The sequence below is a fragment of the Candidatus Manganitrophus morganii genome, from assembly GCA_021651055.1.
Taxonomy (GTDB): Bacteria; Nitrospirota; Nitrospiria; order SBBL01; family Manganitrophaceae; genus Manganitrophus; species Manganitrophus morganii.
In genome coordinates, this window is the sequence record JAJHOH010000001.1 from 1453814 (window position 1) to 1480376 (window position 26563).

26 protein-coding genes are annotated in these 26563 nt (G+C 59.3%); all 26 read right to left on the reverse strand.

The window, feature by feature from the left end; genetic code table 11:
• Window positions 1–41 precede the first annotated feature (41 nt).
• Entirely contained in the window at window positions 42–1748 is a 1707-nt protein-coding gene (locus MCM46_06415) for a hypothetical protein (protein MCG3111443.1), read from the reverse strand.
• A gap of 528 nt (window positions 1749–2276) precedes the next feature.
• Complete coding sequence (locus tag MCM46_06420; GenBank protein MCG3111444.1) at window positions 2277–2570, reverse strand: hypothetical protein; 294 nt, start codon at window positions 2568–2570, stop codon at window positions 2277–2279.
• A gap of 447 nt (window positions 2571–3017) precedes the next feature.
• Window positions 3018–4229 carry a penicillin-binding protein gene (locus MCM46_06425; protein ID MCG3111445.1) on the reverse strand — a complete coding sequence of 404 codons (1212 nt, stop codon included), beginning with the start codon at window positions 4227–4229 and terminating at the stop codon, window positions 3018–3020.
• A gap of 32 nt (window positions 4230–4261) precedes the next feature.
• The gene (locus MCM46_06430; GenBank protein ID MCG3111446.1) at window positions 4262–4564 is read right to left on the reverse strand and encodes a DUF167 domain-containing protein; all 303 of its coding nucleotides are present in this window, start codon (window positions 4562–4564) and stop codon (window positions 4262–4264) included.
• A complete protein-coding gene (locus MCM46_06435; protein MCG3111447.1) occupies window positions 4539–4823 on the reverse strand; it encodes a type II toxin-antitoxin system HicB family antitoxin in 285 nt (94 codons plus the stop codon). The genes MCM46_06430 and MCM46_06435 overlap by 26 nt, the downstream gene beginning before the upstream one ends.
• A 159-nt stretch (window positions 4824–4982) precedes the next feature.
• Window positions 4983–5462 carry a DivIVA domain-containing protein gene (locus MCM46_06440; protein MCG3111448.1) on the reverse strand — a complete coding sequence of 160 codons (480 nt, stop codon included), beginning with the start codon at window positions 5460–5462 and terminating at the stop codon, window positions 4983–4985.
• Between the two features lie 10 nt (window positions 5463–5472).
• Complete coding sequence (locus tag MCM46_06445; protein ID MCG3111449.1) at window positions 5473–5772, reverse strand: YggT family protein; 300 nt, start codon at window positions 5770–5772, stop codon at window positions 5473–5475.
• A gap of 131 nt (window positions 5773–5903) precedes the next feature.
• On the reverse strand, window positions 5904–6734 hold the full coding sequence (gene proC, locus MCM46_06450) for a pyrroline-5-carboxylate reductase (GenBank protein ID MCG3111450.1): 831 nt from the start codon (window positions 6732–6734) through the stop codon (window positions 5904–5906).
• A 34-nt stretch (window positions 6735–6768) separates the two neighbouring features.
• Window positions 6769–7461, reverse strand: a complete 693-nt coding sequence (locus tag MCM46_06455; GenBank protein ID MCG3111451.1) for a YggS family pyridoxal phosphate-dependent enzyme — start codon at window positions 7459–7461, stop codon at window positions 6769–6771.
• A gap of 20 nt (window positions 7462–7481) precedes the next feature.
• Window positions 7482–8243 carry a peptidoglycan editing factor PgeF gene (pgeF, locus tag MCM46_06460; GenBank protein MCG3111452.1) on the reverse strand — a complete coding sequence of 254 codons (762 nt, stop codon included), beginning with the start codon at window positions 8241–8243 and terminating at the stop codon, window positions 7482–7484.
• Between the two features lie 31 nt (window positions 8244–8274).
• Window positions 8275–9417: a cell division protein FtsZ gene (ftsZ, locus tag MCM46_06465; protein MCG3111453.1), complete on the reverse strand. Its 1143-nt coding sequence runs from the start codon at window positions 9415–9417 to the stop codon at window positions 8275–8277.
• A 46-nt stretch (window positions 9418–9463) separates the two neighbouring features.
• Complete coding sequence (gene ftsA / locus MCM46_06470) at window positions 9464–10696, reverse strand: cell division protein FtsA (protein MCG3111454.1); 1233 nt, start codon at window positions 10694–10696, stop codon at window positions 9464–9466.
• 73 nt (window positions 10697–10769) lie between these two features.
• Window positions 10770–11600 (reverse strand): FtsQ-type POTRA domain-containing protein, encoded by an 831-nt coding sequence (locus MCM46_06475; GenBank protein ID MCG3111455.1) that lies wholly within the window; start codon window positions 11598–11600, stop codon window positions 10770–10772.
• A 28-nt stretch (window positions 11601–11628) separates the two neighbouring features.
• The gene (locus tag MCM46_06480; GenBank protein ID MCG3111456.1) at window positions 11629–12561 is read right to left on the reverse strand and encodes a D-alanine--D-alanine ligase; all 933 of its coding nucleotides are present in this window, start codon (window positions 12559–12561) and stop codon (window positions 11629–11631) included.
• Between the two features lie 75 nt (window positions 12562–12636).
• Window positions 12637–13572, reverse strand: coding sequence for a UDP-N-acetylmuramate dehydrogenase (gene murB, locus MCM46_06485; GenBank protein MCG3111457.1), 936 nt, complete (start codon window positions 13570–13572; stop codon window positions 12637–12639).
• A gap of 1 nt (window position 13573) precedes the next feature.
• Entirely contained in the window at window positions 13574–14950 is a 1377-nt protein-coding gene (murC, locus tag MCM46_06490) for a UDP-N-acetylmuramate--L-alanine ligase (protein ID MCG3111458.1), read from the reverse strand.
• On the reverse strand, window positions 14940–16037 hold the full coding sequence (murG, locus tag MCM46_06495) for an undecaprenyldiphospho-muramoylpentapeptide beta-N-acetylglucosaminyltransferase (protein ID MCG3111459.1): 1098 nt from the start codon (window positions 16035–16037) through the stop codon (window positions 14940–14942). The genes murC and murG overlap by 11 nt, the downstream gene beginning before the upstream one ends.
• Window positions 16034–17185: a putative lipid II flippase FtsW gene (gene ftsW, locus MCM46_06500; GenBank protein MCG3111460.1), complete on the reverse strand. Its 1152-nt coding sequence runs from the start codon at window positions 17183–17185 to the stop codon at window positions 16034–16036. The genes murG and ftsW overlap by 4 nt, the downstream gene beginning before the upstream one ends.
• A gap of 77 nt (window positions 17186–17262) precedes the next feature.
• Window positions 17263–18657 carry a UDP-N-acetylmuramoyl-L-alanine--D-glutamate ligase gene (gene murD, locus MCM46_06505; GenBank protein ID MCG3111461.1) on the reverse strand — a complete coding sequence of 465 codons (1395 nt, stop codon included), beginning with the start codon at window positions 18655–18657 and terminating at the stop codon, window positions 17263–17265.
• Window positions 18658–18721: 64 nt separating this feature from the next.
• Window positions 18722–19798, reverse strand: coding sequence for a phospho-N-acetylmuramoyl-pentapeptide-transferase (mraY, locus tag MCM46_06510; protein ID MCG3111462.1), 1077 nt, complete (start codon window positions 19796–19798; stop codon window positions 18722–18724).
• Complete coding sequence (gene murF, locus MCM46_06515) at window positions 19798–21285, reverse strand: UDP-N-acetylmuramoyl-tripeptide--D-alanyl-D-alanine ligase (protein MCG3111463.1); 1488 nt, start codon at window positions 21283–21285, stop codon at window positions 19798–19800. The genes mraY and murF overlap by 1 nt, the downstream gene beginning before the upstream one ends.
• 17 nt (window positions 21286–21302) lie before the next feature.
• A complete protein-coding gene (locus tag MCM46_06520; GenBank protein ID MCG3111464.1) occupies window positions 21303–22802 on the reverse strand; it encodes a UDP-N-acetylmuramoyl-L-alanyl-D-glutamate--2,6-diaminopimelate ligase in 1500 nt (499 codons plus the stop codon).
• On the reverse strand, window positions 22789–24630 hold the full coding sequence (locus MCM46_06525) for a penicillin-binding protein 2 (GenBank protein MCG3111465.1): 1842 nt from the start codon (window positions 24628–24630) through the stop codon (window positions 22789–22791). The genes MCM46_06520 and MCM46_06525 overlap by 14 nt, the downstream gene beginning before the upstream one ends.
• A gap of 65 nt (window positions 24631–24695) precedes the next feature.
• Complete coding sequence (locus tag MCM46_06530; GenBank protein MCG3111466.1) at window positions 24696–25031, reverse strand: cell division protein FtsL; 336 nt, start codon at window positions 25029–25031, stop codon at window positions 24696–24698.
• Entirely contained in the window at window positions 25028–25984 is a 957-nt protein-coding gene (gene rsmH / locus MCM46_06535; GenBank protein ID MCG3111467.1) for a 16S rRNA (cytosine(1402)-N(4))-methyltransferase RsmH, read from the reverse strand. The genes MCM46_06530 and rsmH overlap by 4 nt, the downstream gene beginning before the upstream one ends.
• Before the next feature lie 133 nt (window positions 25985–26117).
• On the reverse strand, window positions 26118–26561 hold the full coding sequence (mraZ, locus tag MCM46_06540) for a division/cell wall cluster transcriptional repressor MraZ (protein MCG3111468.1): 444 nt from the start codon (window positions 26559–26561) through the stop codon (window positions 26118–26120).
• Window positions 26562–26563 lie beyond the last annotated feature (2 nt).

Below are 26563 nucleotides of genomic sequence, written 5' to 3' on the forward strand. Positions count from 1 at the left end.
CTCCTTTGCATGTGAGTGTTAACATTTTCTCGCTGGAATGCCTATCGACGACGGGAAGCGGCCGCTTCGACCGGTCGTTTTCCATCCATCGCCGCGATCTCCCGCTCGATTCCCGCCTCCAGCCATCGGGTGAGGACCGGATGGGGGGTGAATCCCTTTCCGTTGATCTCATAGTCCTCCCCCTCTTTGAGGCCGACCTCCTCCAGAAGGCTTTTATACGGCCCTGCGCCCCGGAGCCGGTGCGAGATCAGCACGACCCGCCCGTTTCGCTTCCCCGCTTCGATCATCTCCTTGAGCTTCGCCACCGCCTCCTTCCGCTTCTCCGGCCAATCCTCGCGGATCGTGGCGGGAAGGATCGCCTTGAGCTCGGCGCAATGGGGATCTTTCCGAAGCCGCTCGATCTGGCGGCCCATGGCCGAAAGCCACCGGGCATCGACCGCATCGTCCCCCGCGCCGTGGGCCACCAGGATGACCGTCTCCTCCGAGGACTTCCGGCTGATTTCGGTGATCCGGTCGTGGAGAATCTCGGCCAGCGCCGGATCTTCTTCATAACCGCCGAAGGTGGAGAAGACCGCGCCGCTTCGAACCTGAGGAGGGGGAGGCCCGTCATGGTCATGCCCGGACGGAGCGGCGGAGAGCCCCAGGAGGTAGTCGGTGTCTTCCTTCATCTGGTCGGAGAGAGAATACATCCGGACGAAAACGATCCGGCGGACCCCTTTTTCCTCCAGGCGGGAAACCGCTTTCTGGAGGGTGACCGGATCGGCCATGCCGTAGGCCATCTCGATTCGGTAGCGGGACTTCAGCGGCGCGATCACCGCTTCGACGGCGTCGTTCCAGGGGAGGGTCGCGCCGTGCGGCATGATCACCACCCCGGTTTCTTCCGGAGAAGCGGGAAGATGGGCGTTCGCCGTTTGCTTCAACCAGAGGAGAAGGTTGGGATGGGGAAAAATCTCCTGGCCGTCATAGACGACGTCAAGCTCCTTAAGCTTATCGGCCAGCCATCGGGTGAGCGACATGTGGCTGTCGAACTTGGGACCGATGAAGAAGGGAACGACGAGGGTTCTCCCCTTCTTCGCCGCCGTCTTGACGATCATCTCTTCGACTTCACGGCTCTTCTTCTCCCGCAGCTCCGCTTCGGCCTCACGGTCGTAGTAGATCCCGATTTGGGTCTCCTTGAATGGACGATAGCGGGAAACATAGTCGGTAAGGGACCGCAGATCGGCGCGAAGCGCCGCTTCGCCGGCTTCGTCGACCGCGCCGATCCCCAGCACCACCAGCCGTTCTTGGTCCGGATCCCGGCTCAATGCTTCCACGCGGTCAAGAAGAATCTGCGCGGTGAGATGGCTCTCCCCCATCGAGGGGGCCCATCGGATCGTTCCCCCCGCGGCGTAAACCGGAAGGTGCGGCGCCACCTTTTTCAAGATCGGATCGGCCGACGAGAGAAAAAGGGGAACGGCAACGATCTCGGTCGCCCCGGCCCGTTTCAGATCAGCGACCGCGCGGGTCAGATATTCGGAGTATTCCCCCCCGACGCGGTTGTATCCTCGGCCGACCCAAGCGAGCGCGGCAGTGTAGTCCCTCTGAAATGCCTCATACAGCGCTTCAATTTCCTGATTTCCGAGAAAGCCCCGGTCCGGAGCGACCAGAAGAAAGCCGGTCTTCGACGTCACGCTTCCTTCGGCGCTGGCGCGCGGCGTCGCGAGCGAAAAAGAGACGAAACAAACGATGACTCCGAAAATGGCCTGCATTTTTCTTCCTCCTTACTTCAGATCCTCGAAGGACGCGAGCGGCGCGCTGGATCGATCCTGCCTCGACCTCTCCTCTTTATTTTCTCTCCAAACCTGCCTGCGGCATCGGAGAAAGCGCTCCGGCTCCAGCCGCTCTCCCCATCATCAGTTTAAAAACCCGAGCGACCCTATCAAATTGAGCCGCCGTCAGATGCAGCGTGGCCGTATGAATTTGAACATGGTAGATCCCGCATCGACACTGCCAAACGGTGCAATCTCGGTTGGAGAACAGGGCCTCTCCCCGACAGGACGGCGGTTCCATCCCATTTTCATCTCCTCACGCGCGGTTGCGGACGATCGGTCGACGGGCTCCCGCTTCAAGAACCTCATTCTTCCCCTTCACGGCGGCCGGAGGGAACCAAGCGGTGCGCTCCCCTCAGAAACAAAAACGCCCGGAATGATTTTTCCATTCCGGGCGTGGGGTAAATGACCTCGAGCCGCTCTATCATTATTCTATATAAAAAGACACCTGCGGATGCGGCGCCCCGATCAGGTTGATTGAACGGGCGGGACGAGCCGCAGCACGCGACCGCCGACCGCGCGCGTGATTTTTCTTTGAGATCGAGAGAGATGCTCGGCCTGCTGAAGCAGATGTTGAACCGTTCCAATCTGGCCGGTCGGGATGAAAAAACGCTTTTGAGGATACCATCCGATTCCGTTTCCCCATATCATCCGGCGGATCTCCACCCCGCTTCGATCGGCCTCGTCGATCAGGACAATTTCGATTTTTTCATCGGAATGATTTCCATCTAAAACTCCCAACGGAGATTCATCACGCTGCATCTTTCTCCCTTTCTGTAAAAAACACGAGCCGGCCGGAGCCGTCTCAAGAAGCATCCCCTTTATTCGTTTCTTTTCCCGACGCCGAAGAAGACTTCCGGAGCGGCAAAAGGTGAATCCGCTTGCATCGTTTGCATTTCAGTTCCAAATTCCCATCCACAATCCGGGCGACCAGGCTCCCACAGAGACATCGAAGATGATTTGGATCCGCTTTCTTATTGGAAGGCTTCTTCATCGACCCAATAAAACCCAAAGACAATCTAAATGAACCTTCGGGCTTGGGCCTAACATCGCGATGGCGCGAGCCGCACGGAGTGCGATTGAGAATCATTCTCAATACTAGAAGTAGAGTACACCCTTCTGCATTTTTCTGTCAAGCACTTTTTATCAAGGGGAAAGAGAAAACGTCGATCAGTATCAATGGAAGGAATGGCGGGGCGGAGACGGCGCTTACTGACTGGCTACTTTACGGAGATTTTCAGACCGGAAATAGGCGGCAAACCCCTCCTTGGCAGCCTGGGAGGCTTTGATATGCCATTTGGGTTGGTTGATGATCATGGCGGCCACCACGATTTCGGGATCTTCCATGGGGGCCATTCCGACGAACCAGCTGTACTTGCCGGGGGGATCTTCCCCGGTCAGAGAGCCGGTCTTTCCGCCGATGGTAATGCCCCGCAGACTCGCCTCGCGCCGCTTGACCCGAAACGCCTTCCGGGAGGTTCCCTTGATGACCGCCATCGCCATCATCTCCCGGAGCGACGCCGCCGTCTGGGGGGCGATCGCCGTGGCGAACACCTTCGGCTCGCATTGGTAGATGGGCGTGCCGTCGGCGTCCCGGACCGCGTCGATCATGCAGGGGGCCATCATCACGCCGTCGTTGGCGATCGCCGCGCCGATCATCGCCCCGTGAAGCGGAGAGAGTCCCACATCGCCGAACCCGGCGGCCGACATCGCCAATCCCCGCTCGCTGTCGTCGATCTCCATCCGGCTGACCTGGACTGGAAGCTCGAACGGAATCGGGCGATTGAACTGAAAGCGCTCTCCGTAGCTCAACAAGGTCGGCACATCGAGCCAACGCAGGGCGGTCTTCGCAAAGACCACATTGCTCGATTTCGCCATCGCCTCGGCCAGCGACATCTTCTGTTTGTCCCGTTTCGGATTATCAACCCAGTTCTTCGGCCCCAGGCGGTAGAGCCCGCCGTGGAAGGCGATCTCGGTCTCCGGCCGGGCCTTCCCTTCCTCCAGGGCGGCGGCGCCGGTCACCAATTTGAAAATCGAAGCGGCGGGATAGGTCGCCCGGAATGCAAGACGGTCGGCCTTCGGGTCGATCGCGGAGTATTCCACGGAGGCGAGGAGCTTGCCGCTCTTCGGGTCCATGGCGATGAAAACGCCATAAGGGACCCGGTACCGCTTGAAGTAGCGCTCCATCGTCGTCTGAAGGTCGGGATCGAAGGTGTAGACGGCGGTCACCCCGTTCTCGAAACGCGAGAGATATTTTCCCTGCTCGGTATGATCGAATGGAGAGAGCGCACCCCGGATTCGAATGCCTTCTTCAACCAGCGCGAGGGGGGTCTTCCGCAGCGGATCTTCCGTCAGCTCCCCCAACACCCCGCTTTCCACGGAAAAGATAAAGACAAGGCCGAACACAATCAGGCCTGTCACCCAACCCCACCGACGCCCTTCAACCCCCACGTTTACCCCGCCAAGATTTTATCGAGCTGTTGATTCAGAACCGACGGATCGACCTCTTTAAACAAAATCCATTTTTCTCTGGATTTCTCCCCACGGATAATTTCAAGCCGGGATTTCGGGAAAGAAAACAACCCAGATAAATATCGAATGCAGGCCGCATTCGCGGCCCCCTCCGCCGGGATCGCCCTTAATTTTAACCGAAGCATTCCCGCGACGCAACCTTCGATGCTGTCCCGGGATGCATTCGGCGTCACGCGCAGATGGAGGAGCGCGCCCGATTTATAGGGGCGGAACGGCGATTCCATTTTCGGAGGGGACGTTCAATATCGAACGGCCTGATGCGCCCCGAGGGAAAGAAGGCAAATGCTCGGAAAGCTTGACGACCTTGACCTTCGGCGCCGTGCGGTTTTTCTTCCGCAGGCTTTGAAGGTACCCTCGAACCACATCCCGGATATTTTCCAGAACCTCCGCCTCGCTTCGACCGAAAGTGCGGCACCCCGGTAGGGCGGGAACGTCGGCGATAAAACAGTGATCGACTTGCGTGATATAGACGTAGTAACTCATCTCTCCTCCTGTGCAAAGGTGAAGGTGGATGAAATTCCATCCGTCCGAACCGAAAATTTTCTTTCCAACCGAATTGCTTACTTCGAAACAGTGCTCATAGGCCGGCGATCCGATGAAGACAAATCGGACGGCACAACCGAACCGTCGGTCTCTCAGATGTTAAAGAGAGGCCTCTTCTTCCCTCTGATCCGCTTTTTCATCTTCCCATTGCATTGTCTTTTCGAGATTCTGCATTAAAGATCGAATCTTCTCAACAAAAAAATCGCGCTGCCGTCTCAGGTTCAGGATTTCTCCCTGGACTTGGCTGACCTCTTTCATGGCCGACCGGGTGATTTCCTCCGCCCGCAGCTCGGCCTGGCGGATAATGAGATCCCCTTCCTTCTGCGCGGTCCGCTTCATCTCCTCGATCGCCTTCTGCGCCATCAGCAGGGTGTTCGTCAGCGCCCCCTCGGTTTTCTTCAACTCGGCGATCGTTTGTCCCTGATCGTCGATCCGCTCCCGGAGGTCGGCATTCTCTTTGAGGATCTCTTCGATTTCACTCGCCAGATTTTCCAGAAAAGCATCGACCTCGCCCGGAGCGTACCCCCGGAAACCGGAGGAGAAGGTCATTTGGCGGATATCGATCGGTGTCCATTTCATATTCACCTCTCTATCGCAGTCGGTTGGCCAATTCAAAAAGGGAGCTGACCAGGAACTGTTTTAAAAACATAATAATCAAGATCGCCACCAGCGGGGAGAGGTCGATTCCGGTGCTGTAGGTCCGCATCAGTTTCCGGAGCGGATAGAGGACCGGCTCCGTCACCTTATAGAGAAACTGGACGACCGGGTTATAGGGATCCGGGTTCACCCAGGAGATCAACGCGCGAATGATAATGACCCATGTATAGATTTCCAGGACGTAATTGAGAATCGTCGCAAGCGCCGAGACGAAGTTTGCCGCAATGAACATGATCTCTCCTCATCGATTCCAATCGGAGCAACCCGCTTTTTTCGATGGCTCGCAATAAAAAATACTATACCACTTTCAATGTGAGAATGAGGTCCCCTTTTTTGTTGCTCTTACCAAGAGACGCAAATTCTTTATTTTGCCTTTCCCAGCTCTTCGGACCGCCGCGTCGCCGCCTCCACGGCAGAAATAAACGCCGACCGGACCTTTCCTTCTTCAAGTTTATGGAGCCCGGCGATCGTCGTCCCCCCCGGAGAGGCGACAAAGTCTTTAAGGCGTGCCGGATGATCCCCGGTCTGGAGCGCCATCTGCGCAGCTCCGAGAACCGTCTGCACCGCCAGGGCGAGGGCCACTTCGCGGCTCAGCCCGCTCTTTACCCCGCCGTCGGCCATCGCCTCGATCATCACAAAAACAAAGGCCGGCCCGCTTCCGGAGAGGCCGGTCACCGCATCGAGGTAGCGCTCTTCCAGGATCCAGCTTTTTCCGATCGAATCAAAAATCTGGAGGACCAGATCGAGGGTTTCTTGCTCCACCCCTTTTCCCGGCGCCAGCGCCGTCGCCCCCGCCTGGACCAGCGCCGGCGCATTCGGCATGGCGCGGATGATCTTCGCCTCCCGCTCCAGGCCGGCGGCCAATCGGGCCAGGGGAACGCCGGCGGCGACCGAGACGAGGACCTTCTCTTTCAGCTCCGATTTAATTTCGGCCAAGACCCCGTCGACCCCCAGCGGTTTCACCCCGAGGATCACCAGATCTCCTTCGCGGACCGCTTCCCGATTATTCCGGGTGGTTCGAATGCCGTATTTTTGATGAATGGACTTCAGCCTTGCCTCGGAGGTATCAGAGGCAAGAAGATCGCCCGCCTTGAAGAGCCCGGCGGCGAGCACCCCCTTCATGATCGCCTCCGCCATGTTCCCCGATCCAAGAAAAGAGAGGCGGGTCGGCAGTTTCGCAGTCTGTTTTTTCACAGAATATCCGTCCTATCCGTCCTAATAGATCTTATTATTTTTGTTCTTTTTTTCTTTCCCCAAAAATCGCCGTTCCAATACGCACCCAGGTCGCCCCTTCTTCAACGGCCACTTCGAAATCGGCTGACATCCCCATCGAGAAGCGATTCAACCCCAGATCCTGTCCCAGTTTGCGCAGCCTCGAAAAATAGGGACGCGCCCCCTCCGGCTCCGGGGTCGGGGGGGGAAGGGTCATCAGCCCCTCCAAAGAGAGCGGGGCAAGCTTTCGAACCTGCGCGATCAGCGCCGGCGCTTCTTTGATCGAAATCCCCCGTTTGGTCGTCTCTTCCCCAACGTTCACCTCGATCAATACCGGTTGGGTGATCTGCTGCTTCTCCGCCTCCTGTGCCACCTTTTCGGCCAGACGAACCGAGTCGATGGAGTGGATCAGAGAAAAAAAGCCGACCGCCTGTTTAACTTTATTCGTCTGAAGCGGACCGATCAGATGGACCGCAGCCGTTTTGTTCTCTTCAAGAAATCGACTCTCCAGAAACTTGGCGCGGGCCTCCTGAACCCGGTTCTCGCCGAAGATCTGTATTCCCGCCTCCGCCCCCTCCCGGACCCGATCGAGCCCAACCCCCTTCGATGCCGCAACCAGCGTGATCTCCGCCGGATTTCGGCCACAACGGCGTGCCGCTTCCTGAATCCTCGCCGCGATCCGCTCGACAGCCCGGGCAATCTCCCCCATGAAATTGGCTTCCCTCTCGATTAGGTCCCATCAATCAGCATAATCCCGCTGGTCATGTTCCCCACCCTCTTTTTATCCCGACGAAAAGAATAGAACAGACCGGGAAGACAAGAGGTACAGAGGCCGGAAAAGGCGATCTTGTCCGGATTGAGACCCGCCTCGGCGAGTTGCAGCGCATTTAATCGGGCCAGATCCAGCTTCGCCTTTCCCTCCCTTTCATGGATCACCACTTCCGGACCGGGAGAATACTTCGCCTCGATCTCCCCCCAGACATCTTCCCCTACCTCATAGCAGCAAGGGCCGATGCAGGGGCCGATGCCGGCGAGAAGCGCGCTCGGTTCCGAACCGTACCGTGATGCCATCTCACGAACCGCTTTCCCCGAAATGTTCAAGGAGGTCCCCCGCCACCCGGCGTGAATCGCAGAGACCGCCCTCTGGACCGGATCGAAGAGGAGGACCGGCACACAATCGGCCGTCGACACGGTGATCAACAAATGCGAACGATCGGTTGCCAATGCGTCACCGATCAACCGCGGTTCCGGGCCTTCCCCCCTTCCCGCGTCCGATTCGGAGACCGGCCAGATCCGATCCCCATGAACCTGGCGCACACGGATTGCTTTCCCCAGCCTCCCTGAGCCGGCCTCGTAGAGCGCGCTTTCGGAGAGAAGACGGGTCCCGAAGAAATGGAAAACCCCCGGCGCGCTGAGCCGGGGAAGGACGATATACCCTTGTCCGCTGTTCTGAACCCACTGATACGGCTGCATCTGTGTCAGGATCTCCATGGCGTCCGTGCCTCCTATTGGTAGAAGGGTTCTAATCCGCCTGCTTTCTTAAGAATGTCGGCACATCCCATTCGTCATCCCCTTCCATGCGGATGACCTCTTTGCCCCCTTCACGAACCACCTTTCTCAGGTAACCGGTCCGATCGAGGCTCTTCTGGGGCGCCCGTTTGGCCGGCCGGCTCTCTCCATCGACCGGCTCTTCGTGACGTTCATTCTCTTCAAACCCTGTCGCGATGACGGTCACCTTGATCTCGTCGGTCAACGACTCGGAGATCACCGATCCGAAGATGATGTTCGCATCGGGATCGACCGTCTTTTGAATAATGGACGAGGCTTCATCAACCTCGCCGAGCGAGAGGTCGAGTCCGCCGGTGATGTTGATCAACACCCCCCGCGCCCCCTCGATGGAGCTGTCCTCCAGCAAGGGGCTGGAAATGGCTTTTTGCGCCGCTTCGATCGCCCGGTTCTCCCCTTTGGAAACCCCCATCCCCATGACGGCCCGGCCGGTGTGGGACATGATCGTCCGGACATCGGCAAAGTCGACATTGACCAATCCGGGGGTCGTGATCAGGTCGGAGATCCCCTGAACCGCCTGGCGGAGGATATCGTCGACCACCAGGAACGACGCGCGAAGCGGGGTTCCTTTTTCGACGACATTCAGGAGTCGTTGGTTGGGGATAATAATGACCGTATGGCAGGCCCGCTTCATTTCATGGACCCCGTCTTCGGCCTGATGGGAGCGCTTGGCCCCTTCGAATTGGAACGGCTTGGTCACCACCCCGACGGTCAATGCCCCCATCTCTTTGGCGATGCCGGCAATGATCGGCGCGGCGCCCGTTCCTGTCCCGCCCCCCATGCCGGCGGTGACAAAGACCATATCGGCCCCGGCGAGCATCTCCCGGATCTGATCGACCGCTTCCAAGGCCGACTCCCGTCCGATCTGCGGCTTCGCCCCCGCCCCTAGACCCCGCGTCAGCTTGGTGCCGAGCTGGATCTTATTCGGCGCCGGATTCATATACAGCGCCTGGATATCGGTGTTCGCCGCAACGAAATCGACCCCCTGGAGACCGCATTGGATCATGCTGTTGATCGCATTACAACCGCCTCCTCCGACACCGACGACCTTAATTTTCGCCGATGTTGACTCTTGTTCCTCCTCATCAAAGAGAAACATTCAGACCTCCCTCTTTTTAGGCACCTCACGGGGCGCCGATCCTGGTTTAAAAAAATTCCTTCACCCAGCTCTTCATTTGGCTCTTGATCCGCTGGAACAACTGCCCTTTTCCATTTCTTCGATGATCTTCTTTCTCTTGATTCCGAAACGCGTAGAGGATGAGCCCCGCACCGGTGGCATACATCGGGCTTCCGACGACGTCGATCAGCCCCCCCATGCCGGCAGGCACCCCCCGCCGGACCGGAAGACCGAGCACCCGCTCGGCCACCTCGACCATCCCGTTTAAACAAGAGGTCCCCCCGGTAATCACCACCCCGGAGGCGACCCGCTCTTCAAAACCCATTCGTTCGATTTCGCGCGCGACCAGCATGAAAATCTCCTCGGCCCGCGGCTCGATAATCTCGGAGAGAAGCTGGCGTGAGAGAACCCGCGGCGGACGCCCGCCGACGCTCGGAACCTCGATCGTCTCATTGTCCTTCACCATCTCCGTGGAAGCGCAGCCATATTTGACCTTGATCTTCTCCGCATCGGCGGGAGGGGTCCGAAGCCCAATGGCGATGTCGTTGGTAAAGTGGGTCCCCCCGACCGCCAAGACCGCGGTATGGCGGACACTCCCTTCGATGTAGGTCGCAATATCGGTCGTCCCGCCGCCGATGTCGACCATGACGACGCCGAGCTCTCTCTCCTCCGGGGTGAGCACCGCCTCACTCGACGCGAGCGGCTGAAGGATCATCTCCGCCATCTGCAGCCCCGCCCGGTTGATGCTCTTGACGATGTTCTGGGCCGACGTCACCAGGCCGGTGATAATGTGGACCTCCGCCTCCAGGCGGACCCCCGACATGCCGAGGGGATCTTTGATCCCATCCTGGCTGTCGACGATAAACTCTTGCGGGAGAACATGCAGGATCTCCCGGTCCATCGGGATGGCGACCGCCTTCGCGGCATCGACCACCCTGGCGATATCGGCCCGGGTCACCTCGTGATCCTTCACGGCGATCACCCCGCGGCTGTTGAGCCCTTTGATATGCCCCCCGGCGATGCCGGTGTAGACCGAATTGACCTCCACCCCCGCCATCAGTTCGGCCTCTTCGACCGCCCGCTTGATCGAATCGACGGTGCTCTCGATATTCACCACCATCCCCTTCTTGAGCCCCTTCGAGGGGTGGGTCCCGATGCCGATGATATCGATCCGCTTCTCATCGACGACTTCGCCCACAATCGCGCAGATCTTCGTCGTTCCGACATCGAGGCCGACTAAAATATTTTCACGCTTCGCCAAGAGATCCTCCTTGAGAAGGTCGTCCGACCCTCTCGTTCAGCCCCGCCCGAAGAAGCGGCGCTGTATTGCCGATTTAGAACTGAGACTCTCGCCCGGCCTCTTTCTCGCCGGGCCACAATCCGCGCTCCCCCTCATCGGGGATGAAACCATCCTTCACAATCACCTTTCGCCGGTATCGGAGATCGATCTCCCGATCGGAAATTCCCCGCCGTTCGAGATCTTCTCTAATTTCAAGAAACCGCCGCCACCGCTCGGGATACTCTTCCTTGCCGAAATGGAGAACACCTTCCGGGAAATGAACCATCAGGTTCTCCGGATCGGCCAAATCGATCACGAAAAGAGAGGGTTCGGCCCCCTCCTTCTCCAGCGTGTCCGATATGAGCGAGGCCAATTGGAGCCCTTGCGCATAAGCAGCCGGATTGTAATGAATGATCCGGGGCAACTCTTCGGGGGGCTCTCCGTTCTGCTGTAAAATCTTTCCCTCCTCATCCCGGAGGAGCGGCCGGCGGGCCGAGTCGATCTCGACCGCCGCCGGAACCCGTTCGATCACCTGAATGCGCAGCCGATCGGGAAATTCCTTCCGGACGACCGCCTCCTTGATCCATGGATTCGCCTGGATCTCCCGTTGGATCTGGGCGATGTCGACGCGAAAGAGACTCCGTCCCACAATCGACCGAAAACGCGCCGTCATCTCCGGCTCTTTTAGATGATGAAGGCCGGTCCACCGGATCTCCCGAACTTGGAATGCAGGGGAGGCCGTCAATCGCTGTCCGCCGAGATAAAGCGCGAAGAGACTTCCACCGAGGAGAACGGCCCAGAGCGTCGGCCGGAGCCAGGTGATCAGTCGCGCCCAAGAGAGCCGGCCTCTTCTTCTTTTATTCCTCTGGATCGCAAGTGCCTTCATTTGGTGTCCGACCCGTCCGACTGAAATTTTATTTGTCTAATCCTGCCGTCTCTAAAATGCATTCGACCAGCGCGTCGAAATCGATCCCGACCCCCCGGGCGATCTCCGGGAGGAGGCTCGTTTCGGTCATCCCCGGAAGTGTGTTGACCTCCAGAACAGAGGGGTGATTCTGCCGATCGACCAGAAGGTCGACCCGGCTGTAGCCGGTGCACCCTAATACGTGATGCGCTCTCAGCCCCCAGTCGAGGACCTTTTGATAAACATCGGCCGGGAGCGGCGCCGGGAAGAAATGCTCCGACATGCCGGGAACATACTTGGCGGTATAGTCATAAAATTTTGTCTTCGGCCGGATCTCGATCGCCCCGAGCGCCTTGCTTCCCAAAATCCCGACCTGGACCTCCATCCCTGAGATATACTTCTCGATCAAAATCCGGGGACCATATTGAAAAGCCTCTTTCAGCGCGGAATCGATCTCTCCCGGCCCCGAGACGATCGTGACCCCGACGCTGGAGCCTTCCATCGCCGGCTTCACCACAAGGGGAAACCCGAACGAGAGGCCGTCTGCGCGGAACCCGGAGAGCGCTTCCTCCGTCAAAACCTGAAACGGCGGAACCGGAATCCCATGCGATTGGAAGAGATCGTGCGAGGCGATCTTATCCATTCCGAGGGCGCTCGCCAGGATGCCGGAGCCGGTGTAAGGAATCCGCATCACCTCCAGCGTCCCCTGAATCGCGCCGTCTTCCCCATACCGGCCGTGCAGCGCGTTGAAGGCGATCTCGATTCGCTCGGCCCGAAGGGCCTGCGCCACCTCGGAATCGACATCGATCGGGACGGCGGTGTAGCCGAGCCGGTCGAGCGAAGCGGCGATCGCCCGCCCGCTCTTCAGCGACACCTCCCGCTCCGCCGACATCCCTCCCATCAACACTCCGATCCGCTTTCCGAGAAACTGATCTAAAGGCATAATAATCTCGATGTACGGGCGACGCATGCGCCGGGGTCCCCAAAAAGCCTGCTTTTTGGGGTGAATGCGCCGGCCCTACATGTCCCTTCCAACCACCTTGGCTTCCAATTCCAGATCGATCCCGTGCCGCTCCTTCACCCGCGTCTGCATCTCTGCGACGAGGGCCAGCACCTCGCCGGCTTTGGCGTTTCCGAGATTGATGATGAAGTTGCCGTGCCGCTCGGAGATTTGCGCATCGCCGATCCGGAACCCCTTGAGCCCGACCGATTCGACCAGCCGGCCGGCATAATCCCCCGGCGGATTCGTAAAAACCGAACCGACATTCGGAAAGGAGAGGGGCTGGGTTTCCCGCCGCCGTTTCAGCAGCCGCTTCAACTTCTGTTCGACCTCCGCGGGGGCGGCCAATGTCAGCCGAAAGGAGGCGGAGGTCACGATTCCCTTGGGAAGCGCCGCGGTCCGATAACCGAATTGGATCGCTTCTTTCGGAAGGGTTTTCACTCTTGCCTCTTCATCGACGAGAGTGACGGAGCTCAAGACCGATGCCGTCTCTTCTCCCGGAATGCCGGCGTTCATCGCGATCGCCCCGCCGACGGTCCCCGGAATCCCGGCGGCGAACTCCAATCCGGAAAGACCCTTCGCCATCGCTTCGGTGGAGAGCTTCGGATAAGAGACCCCCGCATCGGCAAGAAGGGTATCGGGCTCCTGGAAGGCGATCCGGCTTAAATGTTTCAGGTGAACGACCACCCCCGGAATTCCGCCGTCGCGCACAATCAGGTTGCTCCCCCCTCCCAGGACAAAATAGGGGAGCCGATACCGGCCGATCCGCTCCATCAGGAGAACCACCTCCGCCGAAGATCTCGGGAAGACCATCGCCTCGGCCGGCCCGCCGACCTTGAGCGAGCTGTACGGCGCGACCGGCTCGTCGAAGCGGACCTCCCCCGGATAATCTTTCAAGGCCTCTTTCAGCGGAAGGCCCTCTTTTTTCTCCGGCTCCATTTGCATTACTCTCATCCTACTTCACTCCCTCCGACCCGGAGAGAAACGCTTTCCCCAGCTTCCAAATATCGCCGGCGCCGAGGGTGATCACCATCATCCCGGGCTTTGCCTTCTTTTCGACCGCGGCGAGCATCTCGGCGCGGTCGCGGAGAAACATCACATCGGGATGACCGCTCGCCGCGACCGCCTGGCAGAGCCGCTCCCCGTCGATCCCCGGAATCGGCGGCTCGCCGGCGGCATAGATGTCGGTGAGAATCAGGTGATCGGCGTCGGTGAACGATCCCGCTAAATCATCCAGAAGATCGCGGGTTCGTGTATACCGGTGCGGTTGGAAGAGGACGACCAGCTCACATCCCCACCCCCGCTTCGCCGCCGCCAGGGTCGCCCGGATCTCGGTCGGGTGGTGCCCGTAATCGTCGATGACCCAGACTCCGTTTTTCTCCCCTTGCAGTTGAAAGCGCCGCTCGACCCCCCGGTATCCTTCCAATCCCTTTCGGATCGATTCGACCGGAATCTCCAGCTCCAATCCGACGGCGATCGCGGCCAGGGCATTCAGCACATTGTGCCGGCCCGGCACCGGCAGCGTGAAGCGCCCGAGCGCTTCGCCGTGAAATCGCGCATGGAAGGTCGTCTTCCAGGGCTGGAAGGCCATCTCTTCCGCGACCAGATCAAGATGGGTCGCCGTGCCGTAGGTCAGATAACGCTTCTCCACCCGCGGGATCAGTTCAGCGATCGCCCGATCGTCGCCGCAAAGGATCGCCAGTCCATAAAACGGAATCTTGTTGATGAAGCTGAGGAACGTCGCCTGGATCGCCTCGAACGTCCGGTAGTAGTCGAGATGCTCCCGGTCGATCGTCGTCACCACCGCCACCGTCGGCGAGAGCTTCAAAAACGAGCCGTCGCTCTCATCGGCCTCGGCCACCAGAAAGTCTCCCTCCCCCTTCTTCGCATGGCCGCCGAAGCTGTTCACCTTTCCCCCGATCACCGCCGTCGGATCGAGCCCCCCTTCGGCCAGGACGGTTGCGACCATCGTCGTTGTGGTTGTCTTTCCATGCGCGCCGGCGACGGCGATTCCGTATCGAAGCCGCATCAACTCCGCCAGCATCTCGGCCCGGGGGATCACAGGAACTTTCTGCTGCTTCGCCGCGACGATTTCGACATTGTCGGGCCGGACCGCCGAAGAGTAGACGAGGACCTCCGCCCCTTCGATGTGGCGGGAGTCGTGGCCCACATAAATGGTCCCCCCCATCGACGCCAGCCGGCGGGTCTGCTCCGACGCCGCCCTGTCCGATCCGCTGACCTGGAAACCCATGTTGAGGAGAATCTCCGCGATCCCGCTCATCCCGACCCCGCCGATCCCGACAAAGTGAATATGTTGAACCTTACGAAACATGTTTCGATCCCGAGCCCTCGGCCCCCACCAGCTGATAACAGGCTTCCACAATTTCCTCCGCCGAATGCGGATGTCCCTGACGCCGGGCCGCCCCGGCCATCTCGGAAAGCCGCTTGGGATCGGAGAGAAGAAAGACAATCCGCTCGGCCAGCCTTCGCCCGTCGAGATCCCGATCCAATATCATCTCAGCCGCCCCCGCCGACACAAAGGCCGCCGCATTCTTCTCCTGATGGCCGGTGGCGAGCGGATAAGGGACCAAAAGCGACGGCTTCCCGACCGCTCCCAATTCCGAGAGGGTTCCCGCCCCCGCGCGGCTGACGACCAGATCGGCTTCTGAGTAGACGGCGGCCATGTCGTGGATGAACGGCTCGACGCGGGCCGAGAGTCCGGAGCGCTCGTAAGCTTCCTTAACCTCTTCCCAATCACGTTTGCCGGTCTGATGGATGATCTGAAACGATCCTTTTTCTTGCCCCAAATGAGGAAGGGCCGCGACCATCGCCCGGTTGATCGATTGCGCCCCCTGGCTCCCCCCCAGGATCAGGAGGGTCTTCTTGTCGGACCGGGTGGTCGATTTTGATTGAACGATCTCCGGCCGGACCGGAACACCGGCGCGCAGAAAGCGGTTTGTCCGAAGATAGGCGCGCGTCTCCTCAAAGGCGATCACCGCCAGATCGACCCAGGGGGCAACCAGCTTATTGGCCAACCCCGGCACCAAGTTCGGCTCTAAGATGACCCGTTTGATCTTCAGCAAGACCGCCGCCAGCAAGACCGGCCCCGCGGCATACCCGCCGATCCCGATGACCAATTGCGGAGAGAAATCCCTCAGAATCGAAATCGACTGGATTAACCCCACCGGTACAAGGAAAAGGGATTTGAGCCGGCCGGTAATCCCTTTTCCGACGAATCCCTTCGCCGAAATCGCGGCAAATAAGAATCCTTTCTCGGGAAGGAGCTTCGCTTCCATCCCCTGCGCGGTTCCGACAAAGAGAACCTTGGCGTTCGACTCAATCTTCTGAAAGGTCTGCGCCAGGGCGATCCCCGGGTAGAGATGGCCGCCGGTTCCTCCCCCCGCAATCACCACCCTCATGCCCGTCCCCCTTCCGCTGCAAGTCCTCTCGCGCCGGTCCTCGCCCGATAAGGGGCGGCGCTCCGCGAAACATTGTAGAGGAGCCCCATCGCCACCCAGTTCATTAAAAGAGAAGAACCGCCATAACTCACGAAGGGAAGGGCCAATCCCTTGGTCGGGAGAAGCCCGGTCACCACCCCCATGTTCATCAGCGCCGGCAGGGTCATCATCAGGGTTGTTCCCATCGCCAGCATCCGGTGGAAGGGATCTTCGACCGACCAGGCGATCCGGGTTCCTTTCCACAAAAGAAAGACATAGAGAAGGAGAAGCGAGAGGGTTCCGATCAACCCCAGCTCCTCCCCGATCAGGGCGAAGATAAAATCGGTGTGCGGTTCGGGAAGAAAGAAGAGCTTCTGCCGCCCCTCCCCCAATCCGTTCCCGAAGATCCCGCCGCTTCCCAACGCGAGGTACGATTGGATCATCTGGAAGCCGCTCGCCGACGGATCGCTCCAGGGATTCAGATACGACATCACCCGCTCCCGCCGATAAGGGGTCTTGAAAATCCAGTAGAGGACCAGTGGAATCATCAGCAGCCCCAGCGACGCCAGGTGTTTGAACGACACCCCGCCTAGAAAGAGGAGGAGCGTCGCGAGAGCGAGGATCGTCACGGTCATTCCGAGATCGGGCTCCACCAAAATCAAGGCAACCTGTAGACCGATGACGACCAGCGCCGGCGCCAGCCCCTCTAAGAAATCGCGAATCCGATCCCCCTTCTTGACCACATAGTGACTCAGATAAATGACGGTGAAGAGCTTGGCCGCCTCGGAAGGCTGAAAAGCGGCCGGCCCCAGCCGGATCCATCTGCGGGAGCCGTTGACTTCAGACCCGATCCCGGGGAGAAGCACCGCAATCAGCAAGGCGAAAACAACAATGGTCATCGGAGCGACCCAATCCCGTAGATGATCGAGCGGGATGCGTGAAACGATTAAGAAAGAAAAAAAGGCAATCCCCATCCAAAGGAATTGTCTCTTCAGGAAAAAGGCGGAGTCTTGATAGTTTTTCCCCGCCAGAATACCGCTGGCGCTGTAGATCATCACCAACCCAACAACGCCTAAGAAAAGGGCAATCATCAGCAGAAGGCGGTCGCCGGGGGTGCGGCGCCTCCGCACGGCTTTCAGATTCCTTTCAGATTGCGGAATAGAGGCGAAAAGAGAATGACTTTCTATGTCCGCTCTTTTTCTTGCACTCACGACGGCAGTCCCTCCACCGCTTGCCTGAAGACCTCGCCCCGATGCCGATAGTCCCGGAACATGTCAAAACTCGCGCAGCCGGGGGAGAGAAGGACGATTTCGCCCGCCGCCGCGGAGGCGGCGGCCCGCTCGACCGCCTGCTCCATCGACCCGGCCCGTTCCACCGCGGGATGATCCGAAAAACAGCGGGCGATCTTCTCCTGCGCCTCTCCCAGCAAGATCAGCCGCTTCACCTTCTTTAACATCAACTCCCGCATCGGGGTGAAGTCGCTCTCCTTGTCCTTCCCCCCGGCGATCAGGATCACCGGAACGGTCAATCCCTCGATCGATTTGATCACCGCCCCGACGTTCGTCCCCTTCGAATCATTGATGTATTTGACCCCGCGCACCTCCCGGACCAGTTCCATTCGATGCGGAAGTCCCTTAAAATTCATCAGCGCCTGTCGAATCCCCTCGGGGGAGCAACCGCAGAGAAGGGTGACGGCAATGGCGGCCATGGCGTTCTCGATATTGTGAGACCCTTTGATCTTCAGGGACTCCACCCGAATCACCGGATCGGGCTCTCCCCAGAGGTTGGAGACGATCTCCCCCTCCCGCCAATGAAGATAGACCCCCCGCTTCGGGATCACCAGCCGGCTGAAAGAGACCGCCGAACCGCTCAACGTCGGCGGCATCGTGGCCGGATCATCTTGATTGAGGACCGCATAATCCCCCTCCGATTGATTCTCGAAGAGCCGCCACTTCGCCGCCTGGTACGACTGAAAGTCGGGATAACGGTCGAGGTGATCGGGGGTGACGTTCAACAGGGCGGCGATCCGGGGCCGGAAGGTTTGGATCGTCTCCAACTGAAAAGAGCTCAACTCCGCCACGATGAAATCCCACGTTCCGGCGACCGCCTCCGACAGCGGCGTTCCCAGATTCCCGCCGACGAAAACCTTCCACCCCCATCCCTTGAGGATCTCTCCGACGAGGGTGGTGGTGGTGCTCTTTCCGTTCGTCCCGGTGATCGCAATGATCGGCGCCGAGAGGGCCGAAAGGAAGGTCGAGGCAAGCTCAATCTCCCCGATGACCGGGACGCGGCGCGCCTGGAGTTCCTTTAACGGGAGGGTTTTCAATGGAACCCCGGGGCTCAGAACAACCAACTCGGAGGAGAGGAGATCTTCCTCGCGTCGGCCGCCGAGGCGGAAGTGGAGAGAGCCGGCCTCCCGGCCTCCCTGGGAGAGAGAGGAGAGAGAAGACGGGACCGCTTTTTGACGATCGTCGACGACGAGCACGTCGGCCCCCTCGCGGACCAAAAGAGAGGCGGCGGCCATTCCGCTGGCTCCCATCCCGACGACTGTGACCCGCTTTCCTTTAAATGACTCCTTCAATGCAACCCCGTTACGCGTCATCACTCGTTCCGTCCGCCGAAGGCCGATCGCCGAGAAAATAGAGCGGCCGCTCGAAGAGGGGATACTACCTCAGCTTGAGGGTACTTAAACTCAACAAGGCTAAAATGATCGAGACGATCCAAAACCGGACGACGATCTTCGGCTCCTTCCACCCCTTCAGCTCGAAGTGATGGTGAATCGGCGCCATCAGAAAGACCCGCTTCCCGCTCGATTTGAATGACGCGACCTGGAAGATCACCGAAAGCGCCTCCATGACAAAGATGCCGCCGACCAGCGCAAGCAGCAGCTCGTGCTTCGAAATCACCGCCACCGTCCCCAGCGCGCCGCCGAGGGGGAGCGAGCCGACGTCCCCCATAAAAATTGACGCCGGATAGGCGTTGTACCAGAGAAAGCCGAGGCTCGCCCCGATCATCGCGCCGCAGAAGACCGACAGCTCCCCCGCCCCCTCGATGTATGGAATCAGAAGATACTCCGAAAAGGTCTTGTGGCCGGTCACATAGGCGACAATCGTGTACGCGACCGCCGTCACCGTAATCGGCCCGATCACCAGCCCGTCCAAACCGTCGGTCAGGTTCACCGCGTTCGAGGCCCCGACGATCACCAAGATCGCGAAGGGAATGTAGAGCGCCCCCAGATCGGGGGTGATATTCTTGAAAAAGGGAACCGAGAGAATCGGGGAGTAGGCGGCGGAGCGATAAACCCCCAGGGCGATAATCAGCGCGACCAGGATCTGCAAGCTGAATTTGTAGCGGGGAAGGAGCCCCTTGGTGTTTTTTCGAATACATTTCAGATAGTCATCCATAAACCCGATGGCGCCGAACCCCATCGTTGCAGTCAGCACCAGCCAAACATATCGATTCGTCAGATCGGCCCAGAGAAGCGTCGAACCGACCATCGCGATGAGGATCAGGATCCCTCCCATCGTCGGGGTCCCCGATTTGCTCATGTGCGATTTCGGCCCGTCGCTCCGGATCTGCTGGCCGATTTGATACCGGCGTAGAAACTCGGTGACCACCTCCCCGATCAGAAACGAAATCACCAAGGCGGTCACGATGGCATAAATCGTCCGGAAAGTGATGTATCGAAAAACGTTAAAGAACGAATAGGTCGTATGGAGCGGATAGAGGAGATGATAGAGCATTAACCTTTTCCCCTCTCCTGAGGGAGGGTCTCCGCCCGCTTTCCCCGATCCGATCGCTCGACCCCGAGCCACGCCAGGACCGTTTCCATCCGCATTCCGCGCGATCCTTTAATCAACAACACATCCCCTTTCCGAACAGAAGACAAAAACACTTTTTGAAGCGACGGAAGATCGGCATGCGCCGAAATCTTCTCGCCGGCCATTCCCGCCTGACTCGCCCCCTCCGCCATCGCCCCGGCCCATCGACCGACGGCGATCAACAGATCGATCCCGTTTTGTGCCGCCGCCTCTCCGATCCCTCGGTGGGCCGCCTCTGAAAAGGTTCCCAGCTCGAGCATGTCGCCAAGCAGCGCAATCTTCCGGGAGGAACCCCCCACCCGCCTCGGAAAGGCGGCGAGCATTTCGATGGCCGCCTTCATCGAGGCCGGATTGGCATTATAAGCATCAAGGAGGATCGTTTTTCCCTCCACCTCCAGCACCTCCGCCCGGAGCGCCACCGGCCGAAAGGCGGCGAGCCCCTCGCGAATCTCCTCCAGCCGGTACCCCAACGCGCAGGCGACCGCGGCCGCGCCGAGCGCGTTCGCCACCTGATGCCGCCCCGAGGTCGCCAGATGAATTCTCCCCGCCTCCCCGGTCCGGCGAAGCGTCAGGAGAAAACCGATTTCCGCCCCCTCGGGCCGGATCTCGGTCGCCGTCACATCGGCCGGCGCATCGAGCGCAAAGGTCCATTTCCGGGTGGGCGCTTTATTCCCCAGGCTATTAGAGAGCCGATTCTCCCAGGGAGCCAGATGCGGATCGTTGAGGTTGATGATCGCTGTGCCGTCGGGACGAACCGCTTCGAACAACGATCCCTTCTCCTCGGCCACCCCTTCGATGCTTCCCAGGAACTCCAGGTGGGCCGGGCCGATGTTGGTAATCAAACCGACGGTCGGCCGAGCGATCTCGCAGAGGCGCCGCATCTCCCCCTTGAGGCTGATTCCGATCTCCAGGACCGCCGCCCGATGGCTTGCGTCGAGACGAAGAAGGGAAAGGGGAAGACCGAGGTGATTGTTGAGATTCCCTTCCGTCTTTAAGACCGGCCCTCTCCGGGAGAGGATGGCGGCAATCATCTCTTTCGTCGTCGTCTTCCCGTTGCTCCCCGTCACCCCGATCAACGGAACGTCGAATCGCATCCGGTGCCAGGTCGCCAACGCCTGAAGCGCCGTAAGGGGATCATCTACCAGGGTCAAAAAATGGCGATCGAGAAGCGGCCGCCAAGCCACTTCCCGAGCCTGAAATTCGGGGCGTGAAACAATGGCGCCCGAGGCCCCCTGCTCCAACGCCTGCGCCACAAAGTCATGTCCGTCGAACCGCGGCCCTTTGACGGCAACAAAAAGGTCGCCCGGACGGAGCGTGCGGGTATCGATTGAGACGCCGGTCACCTCCACCGAGGCGTTCCCCCGCCGCTCGCCGCCGCTTCCAATCGTAATTTCCTCAACGCTCCACACGACCTGCTCCTGAACCTTCATTCTCGTCCCACCCTGGCGGTCAGCGCGGTCCGGGCGACTTCTCGATCGTCAATACGAAGGCGCTCACTCCCGATGATCTGATAATCTTCGTGGCCCTTTCCGGCGATCACGACCGCGTCCCCCTCGGCGGCGAGACGGACAGCCCGCTCGATCGCCTCGCGCCGATCGGGAATAACCTGATACTCCACAGAGGAGTCGGCCGATCGAAGCCCGGCCTCGATTTCTTGAATGATCGCCATCGGCGGCTCGCTCCTCGGATTGTCGGAGGTCAGCACCGTCACATCGCTGTGGCGGGCCGAAACCGCCCCCATCTTCGGCCGCTTTCCCCGATCGCGGTCGCCGCCGCAGCCGAAAACAGTGATGATCCGGCGGGGCTGCAGGTCCGACACCGCCTGGAGCAGTCGATCGAGCGCATCTTCGGTGTGCGCATAATCGACAATGACCAGAAACGGCTGGCCGGCGTCGATTTTCTCGAACCGCCCCGGCACCCCGGCCATCACCGCCACACCGGCGATGATCGACTCTTTTGACAATTCCAACGCCGCCCCCGCCCCGATCGCCGCCAACAGGTTATAGACGTTATAGCGCCCGACGAGAGGAGATCGGATTTCCATTTCTCCCATCGGGCTTGCCACCGTCATCCTGATTCCCCCCGGACCGATCTCCATCGACTTCGGATAGAATTGGCCTCGCTCGGAGATCCCGTAGCCCCAACACCGGCCCGGGATCTCTTCCCGGATTCTCCTTCCCCAAGGATCATCGAGGTTCACCAGCGTCGTCCCGGCTTGATCGAAGAGCTTTCGCTTCGCAGCGAAATAGGCCTCGATCGTTCCGTGGTAATCGAGGTGGTCCTGGGTCAGGTTCGTAAAGATCGCCGTGTCGAACCAACATCCCTCCACCCGTCCTTGGTCGAGCGCGTGAGAGGAAACTTCCATGACCGCATGGGTCGCGCCGGCCCCTCTCATCTCCGCAAAAAGCGCCTGTAGCTCCATCGGCCCGGGGGTGGTATGCGTTGCCGGCCGGACGGCATTCCCCAAGTCGAACCGGACCGTTCCGATCAGTCCCGTGTTGAAACCGGCCGTTCTCAAAAGCGCCTGGATCAGGAAAGTCGTCGTCGTCTTTCCATTGGTGCCGGTCACCCCGATAAGATGAAGACCATCGGTCGGATTCCCATAAAAATAAGAGGAAAGATGAGCGAGCGCTTGCCGGGCATCGGACACCTGAATATAAGTGATCGGGCGATCTTCCTTCCGAGATGTCGCGTTAAGGGTGCTCGCCGGGGTAGTCACCGGCCCCTCCGCGACAACGACGGTCGCACCGTGCTCAATCGCTTCCGAAATAAACCGGCGGCCGTCCTGCTTTGACCCGGCCACAGCGACGAAAAGCCCCCCCGGCGCGACATTCCTTGAATCGGACGCGATCGACCCGATCTCCAGATCGGTTTTCCCGGAGACCGCCACGGTCGAAAAAAGGGTCAACCAGTCATTCAGCTTCAAACACGTTCCTCGGCGCGCGACGTGTCCCCAGACCGCTCGACGCGACCGCATCGGATACCTTCACGGCCGAGGCGGTTCCCCGCACCTTCGGAGCGCTTCGCGCTTTCAGTGAAGCGGTCAAGACCTGCTCGTTCAGCGACGGCTGCGGCGGAACCTTCAGATAGTGGAGAACCTCCCGGCCGATCGTGGAAAAAACCGGCGCGGCGACCGTCCCCCCCCATCCCTCCCCTTCCGGCTCATCGATCATCACAAGAATCGCCACGGCCGGATCTTCCGCCGGCGCAAAGCCGACGAAGGAGCTGACAAAAGCATGCCGGGAGTAGCGGCCCGTCGCGGGATCGATCTTTTGCGCCGTGCCTGTTTTTCCCGCAACCGAATATCCCGGAATCGCCGCCAGCAGCCCTGTTCCTGATTTCGAAACAACCCCTTCGAGAATTCGAACCATCTCCTGGGCCGTCCCCTCCGAAACCGCCCGCCGGCGGACCTGAGGCGACGACTCCCTGACCACTCTTCCCTCGCCGCCGACGCGCTGAAGATCGATCTCCTTGACCTGCCGGATCAGATGCGGGGTCATCAACCACCCTCCGTTCGCAATGGCAGAGACCGCGGTGATCACCTGCAGCGGGGTGACGCCGATCTCCTGACCGATCGAGATCGAAGCGAGAGAGCGCTTTGACCACTGCTTCGGGTCCCGGACCAGGCCGGGCATCTCCCCGAGCAGATCGATTCCGAGACGCTCTCCAAACCCGAAGGCGCGGATGTAGTCGGACATCCGTTTCTCGCCGAGACGCTGCGCCACCTTCGCCGTCCCGATGTTGCTCGACTTCGCGATGACCTGGTGAAAAGGAACCACGCCGACCGGGTCGTGATCATTCATCACCGTTCCGAAGATTCGATAGGATCCCTCCTCGCAGTCGATCATCTCGTTCGGATCGACCACCTTCTCTTCGAGCGCCGCGGCGGCGGTCACAATTTTAAAGGTAGAGCCCGGCTCATAGGCGTCGGTGATCGCCCGGTTGCGCCACTCGGAGGGTTGATGCGTTCGGACCGTATTGGGATTGAAGCGCGGCCGGACCGCCATTGCCAAGATCTCCCCGCTCCAGGGATCCATCACGATGATCGTTCCCCCCTTGGCGCGCGTCTGATCGACCACCCGGTCGAGTTCCCGCTCGCTGATATGCTGAATCACTTCATCAACCGTAAGGTAGAGATCTTTGCCGCGAGAGGGGGCGATATAATTCAGATCTTTCGGGAAGATCGATTTTCCGTGGGCATCTCTCTCCAAGACCAGCCATCCCTTTTCTCCCCGAAGGGTGGTGTCATATTTCAGCTCGATCCCCTCCAGGCCGCGGTTGTCGAGACCGGCGAATCCCAAGAGATGGCCGAAGAGGGCCCGCTTCGGATAAAAGCGCTGGCTCTCCATGACGAATCCGATTCCGTCCAATTGAAGACGCCGGATCTCCTCCGCCTTCGCCGGATCGATTTTCCGGGCCAGCCAAACGAAGCTCTTTCCATCGTCCAATTTTTTCGCCAGGTTTTTCGGGTCGATCTTTAAAATCGGCCCCAGCTTTCGGGAAACCGCCGCGGAATTCCGGATCTCTCCCGGAACGGCATAAACCGACGGAACCTCGACATTCATGGCAAGGACAGTCCCGCTTCGATCGTAAATGGCCCCCCGCTCCGCCTCGATCGAAACATGCTTCTCGTGCTCGCGTTCGGCCCTCTTCGACCATTCGTCGTGCTGGAACACCTGCAACACGACGAGGCGAACCGAAACGAGAAGGAATCCGACCGTCAAAAGAGAAGAGACCAGAAACAATGCAGCCATTCCCCCACGTTTATTTCTGGAGGAACCGGGCACAAGCCTCTCCCCGGGGGTGGAGCGTTTGAAAATCATTGCGCTCTTCCTCCCTTCCCTTCCGGGGCTTCCCTTCCGTCTTTTGCTTGCCGGATATAGACGCGCTGTTCAGGAAGGATCGGAGACATTTTCAACTGACGCGCGGCAATTTGCTCAACCCGTTCGATCGCACTTAAGCTCTCCGCCTCGACCAAGAGGGTTTGATGAATACGGCGCAACTCCGCCTTCTGCTGGTGGAGCTGCTCGATCTCATAGCCAAGATGGATCATCTGGTTGCGCTGCCAGAGGGAGAGAAAAACAAAAAAGAGAATCGCCCCTCCCAGAATGAAGAAGGCAATCCGTGACTCCAATTGGCGAAACCACTCGTTCATGCGGCCCTCTCAAGGGCGCGGAGTTTGGCGCTTCGCGCCCTCGGATTCCGCGCAATCTCCTCTGGTCCCGCCTGGATCGGCTTCTTGTAAAGATTCACGAAACGGCGCGGCTCCTGCATCGCCCATTTCTTGAACGTCTGCTTGACGAGCCGATCCTCCAGGGAATGGAATGAAATGACGACCAGCCGCCCTCCTACCGCCAGCAGAGAGACGGCCGTTTCCAAGCCGGCTTCCAGTTGCGCCATCTCTTGATTGACGACCATCCGGAACGCCTGAAAGGTCCTCGTCGCCGGGTGGATTCGGCCGTGGCGCTCTTTTGCAGGATACGCCCGCCAAATCGCCCCCTCCAGCTCTTCCGTTCGGGTGATCGGTCCGCTCTCCGATCGAAAACGGATGATCGAGGAGGCGATCCGCTTGGCCCATCGCTCCTCTCCATACGTCCGGATAATCTCGACCAGTTCGTGTTCGGTGGCGCGATTGACCCAATCGGCCGCCGTTTCTTTTTCCGTTTGGCTCATCCGCATATCGAGGGGACCCGGTTTCTGAAATGAGAATCCTCGCTCCGGCCGATCCAATTGGAGAGAAGAGATCCCGAGGTCGAAAAGAAGACCATCGACCTCCTTCAGATTGAGTTCCGCCGCAATGCTCGAGAGTTCATTGAAAGAACCTTTACGAAGAATGATCCGATCGCGGTAAGGATGAAGCCGTTTTTCCGCCAAGGCAAGCGCCTCCTCATCCCGATCGAGTCCGACGACCCGTCCTTCGGGATTTGTCGCGGCAAGGATCGCCTCCGTATGACCTCCCAATCCAACGGTGCAATCGAGATAGCGTTTTCTTCCGTTTGGTTTGCAGTCCAAGGCGATGAGAACCTCTTCGACGAGAACAGGCTGGTGGATCCGCCCCCCTTCATCTTCTCTTTCCGAGAAACTCGGTTCGACCATTGCTGCGAGCACTTGTTGAATCGCCTTGAAGGGTTTTTACTTCTCGATGGCGCTCGGATCACAAATTCTATCGAAATCTTTACACGGAGTGGAAAGCGATTTCAAAACTGATTTTCAGGAGAATCGTGGATGTCGGCTCGCCCGCTCACATCCCCAAGCTGGCCAACGCCTCCTGAATTCGCTCGCTGTTTTCGGTCACGAGCGCCTCATTCTCCTGCCATTTTTGCGGGCTCCAAATCTCGAATCGATTTTCAATTCCGACGACAAGGACGTCGCCGTTGACCTGCGCATATTCCCGGAGCGGCGGAGAAAGAAGGATCCGCCCTTGTTTGTCGAGCGGACATTCGGTCGCGCGGGAATAAAAAAATCTTAAAAAATTCTTGACCCCTTTGTCCATGGTCGGCAGCTTTTTCGCCTTCTCGGTCATTACGTTCCACTCTTGAAGCGGATATGCCGCCAGGCACCGATCGAGATCGGTGGTGATGATGACGGTGCCGTTGGAGTAGGCGTTCAAAAACTCCCTAAACTTTACCGGGATACTCAATCGCCCTTTCGCGTCAATCGTATGCTGGTATTTCCCCAGGAACACGC

Coding starts and splice junctions, on each gene's coding strand:
- MCM46_06440 (MCG3111448.1), bottom strand. CDS start 5,462: ATGAAATGGACACCGATCGATATCCGCCAAATGACCTTCTCCTCCGGT.
- ftsZ (MCG3111453.1), bottom strand. CDS start 9,417: ATGTTTCTCTTTGATGAGGAGGAACAAGAGTCAACATCGGCGAAAATT.
- MCM46_06525 (MCG3111465.1), bottom strand. CDS start 24,630: ATGGCTGCATTGTTTCTGGTCTCTTCTCTTTTGACGGTCGGATTCCTT.
- MCM46_06435 (MCG3111447.1), bottom strand. CDS start 4,823: ATGAGTTACTACGTCTATATCACGCAAGTCGATCACTGTTTTATCGCC.
- MCM46_06475 (MCG3111455.1), bottom strand. CDS start 11,600: ATGAAGGCACTTGCGATCCAGAGGAATAAAAGAAGAAGAGGCCGGCTC.
- MCM46_06415 (MCG3111443.1), bottom strand. CDS start 1,748: ATGCAGGCCATTTTCGGAGTCATCGTTTGTTTCGTCTCTTTTTCGCTC.
- murC (MCG3111458.1), bottom strand. CDS start 14,950: ATGTTTCGTAAGGTTCAACATATTCACTTTGTCGGGATCGGCGGGGTC.
- MCM46_06445 (MCG3111449.1), bottom strand. CDS start 5,772: ATGTTCATTGCGGCAAACTTCGTCTCGGCGCTTGCGACGATTCTCAAT.
- MCM46_06430 (MCG3111446.1), bottom strand. CDS start 4,564: ATGGAATCGCCGTTCCGCCCCTATAAATCGGGCGCGCTCCTCCATCTG.
- MCM46_06530 (MCG3111466.1), bottom strand. CDS start 25,031: ATGAACGAGTGGTTTCGCCAATTGGAGTCACGGATTGCCTTCTTCATT.
- MCM46_06455 (MCG3111451.1), bottom strand. CDS start 7,461: ATGGGGGAGATTGCCCGGGCTGTCGAGCGGATCGCGGCGAGGATTCAG.
- murG (MCG3111459.1), bottom strand. CDS start 16,037: ATGAGGGTGGTGATTGCGGGGGGAGGAACCGGCGGCCATCTCTACCCG.
- MCM46_06420 (MCG3111444.1), bottom strand. CDS start 2,570: ATGCAGCGTGATGAATCTCCGTTGGGAGTTTTAGATGGAAATCATTCC.
- pgeF (MCG3111452.1), bottom strand. CDS start 8,243: ATGGAGATCCTGACACAGATGCAGCCGTATCAGTGGGTTCAGAACAGC.
- MCM46_06480 (MCG3111456.1), bottom strand. CDS start 12,561: ATGCCTTTAGATCAGTTTCTCGGAAAGCGGATCGGAGTGTTGATGGGA.
- murD (MCG3111461.1), bottom strand. CDS start 18,657: ATGACGCGTAACGGGGTTGCATTGAAGGAGTCATTTAAAGGAAAGCGG.
- mraY (MCG3111462.1), bottom strand. CDS start 19,798: ATGCTCTATCATCTCCTCTATCCGCTCCATACGACCTATTCGTTCTTT.
- murB (MCG3111457.1), bottom strand. CDS start 13,572: ATGAGAGTAATGCAAATGGAGCCGGAGAAAAAAGAGGGCCTTCCGCTG.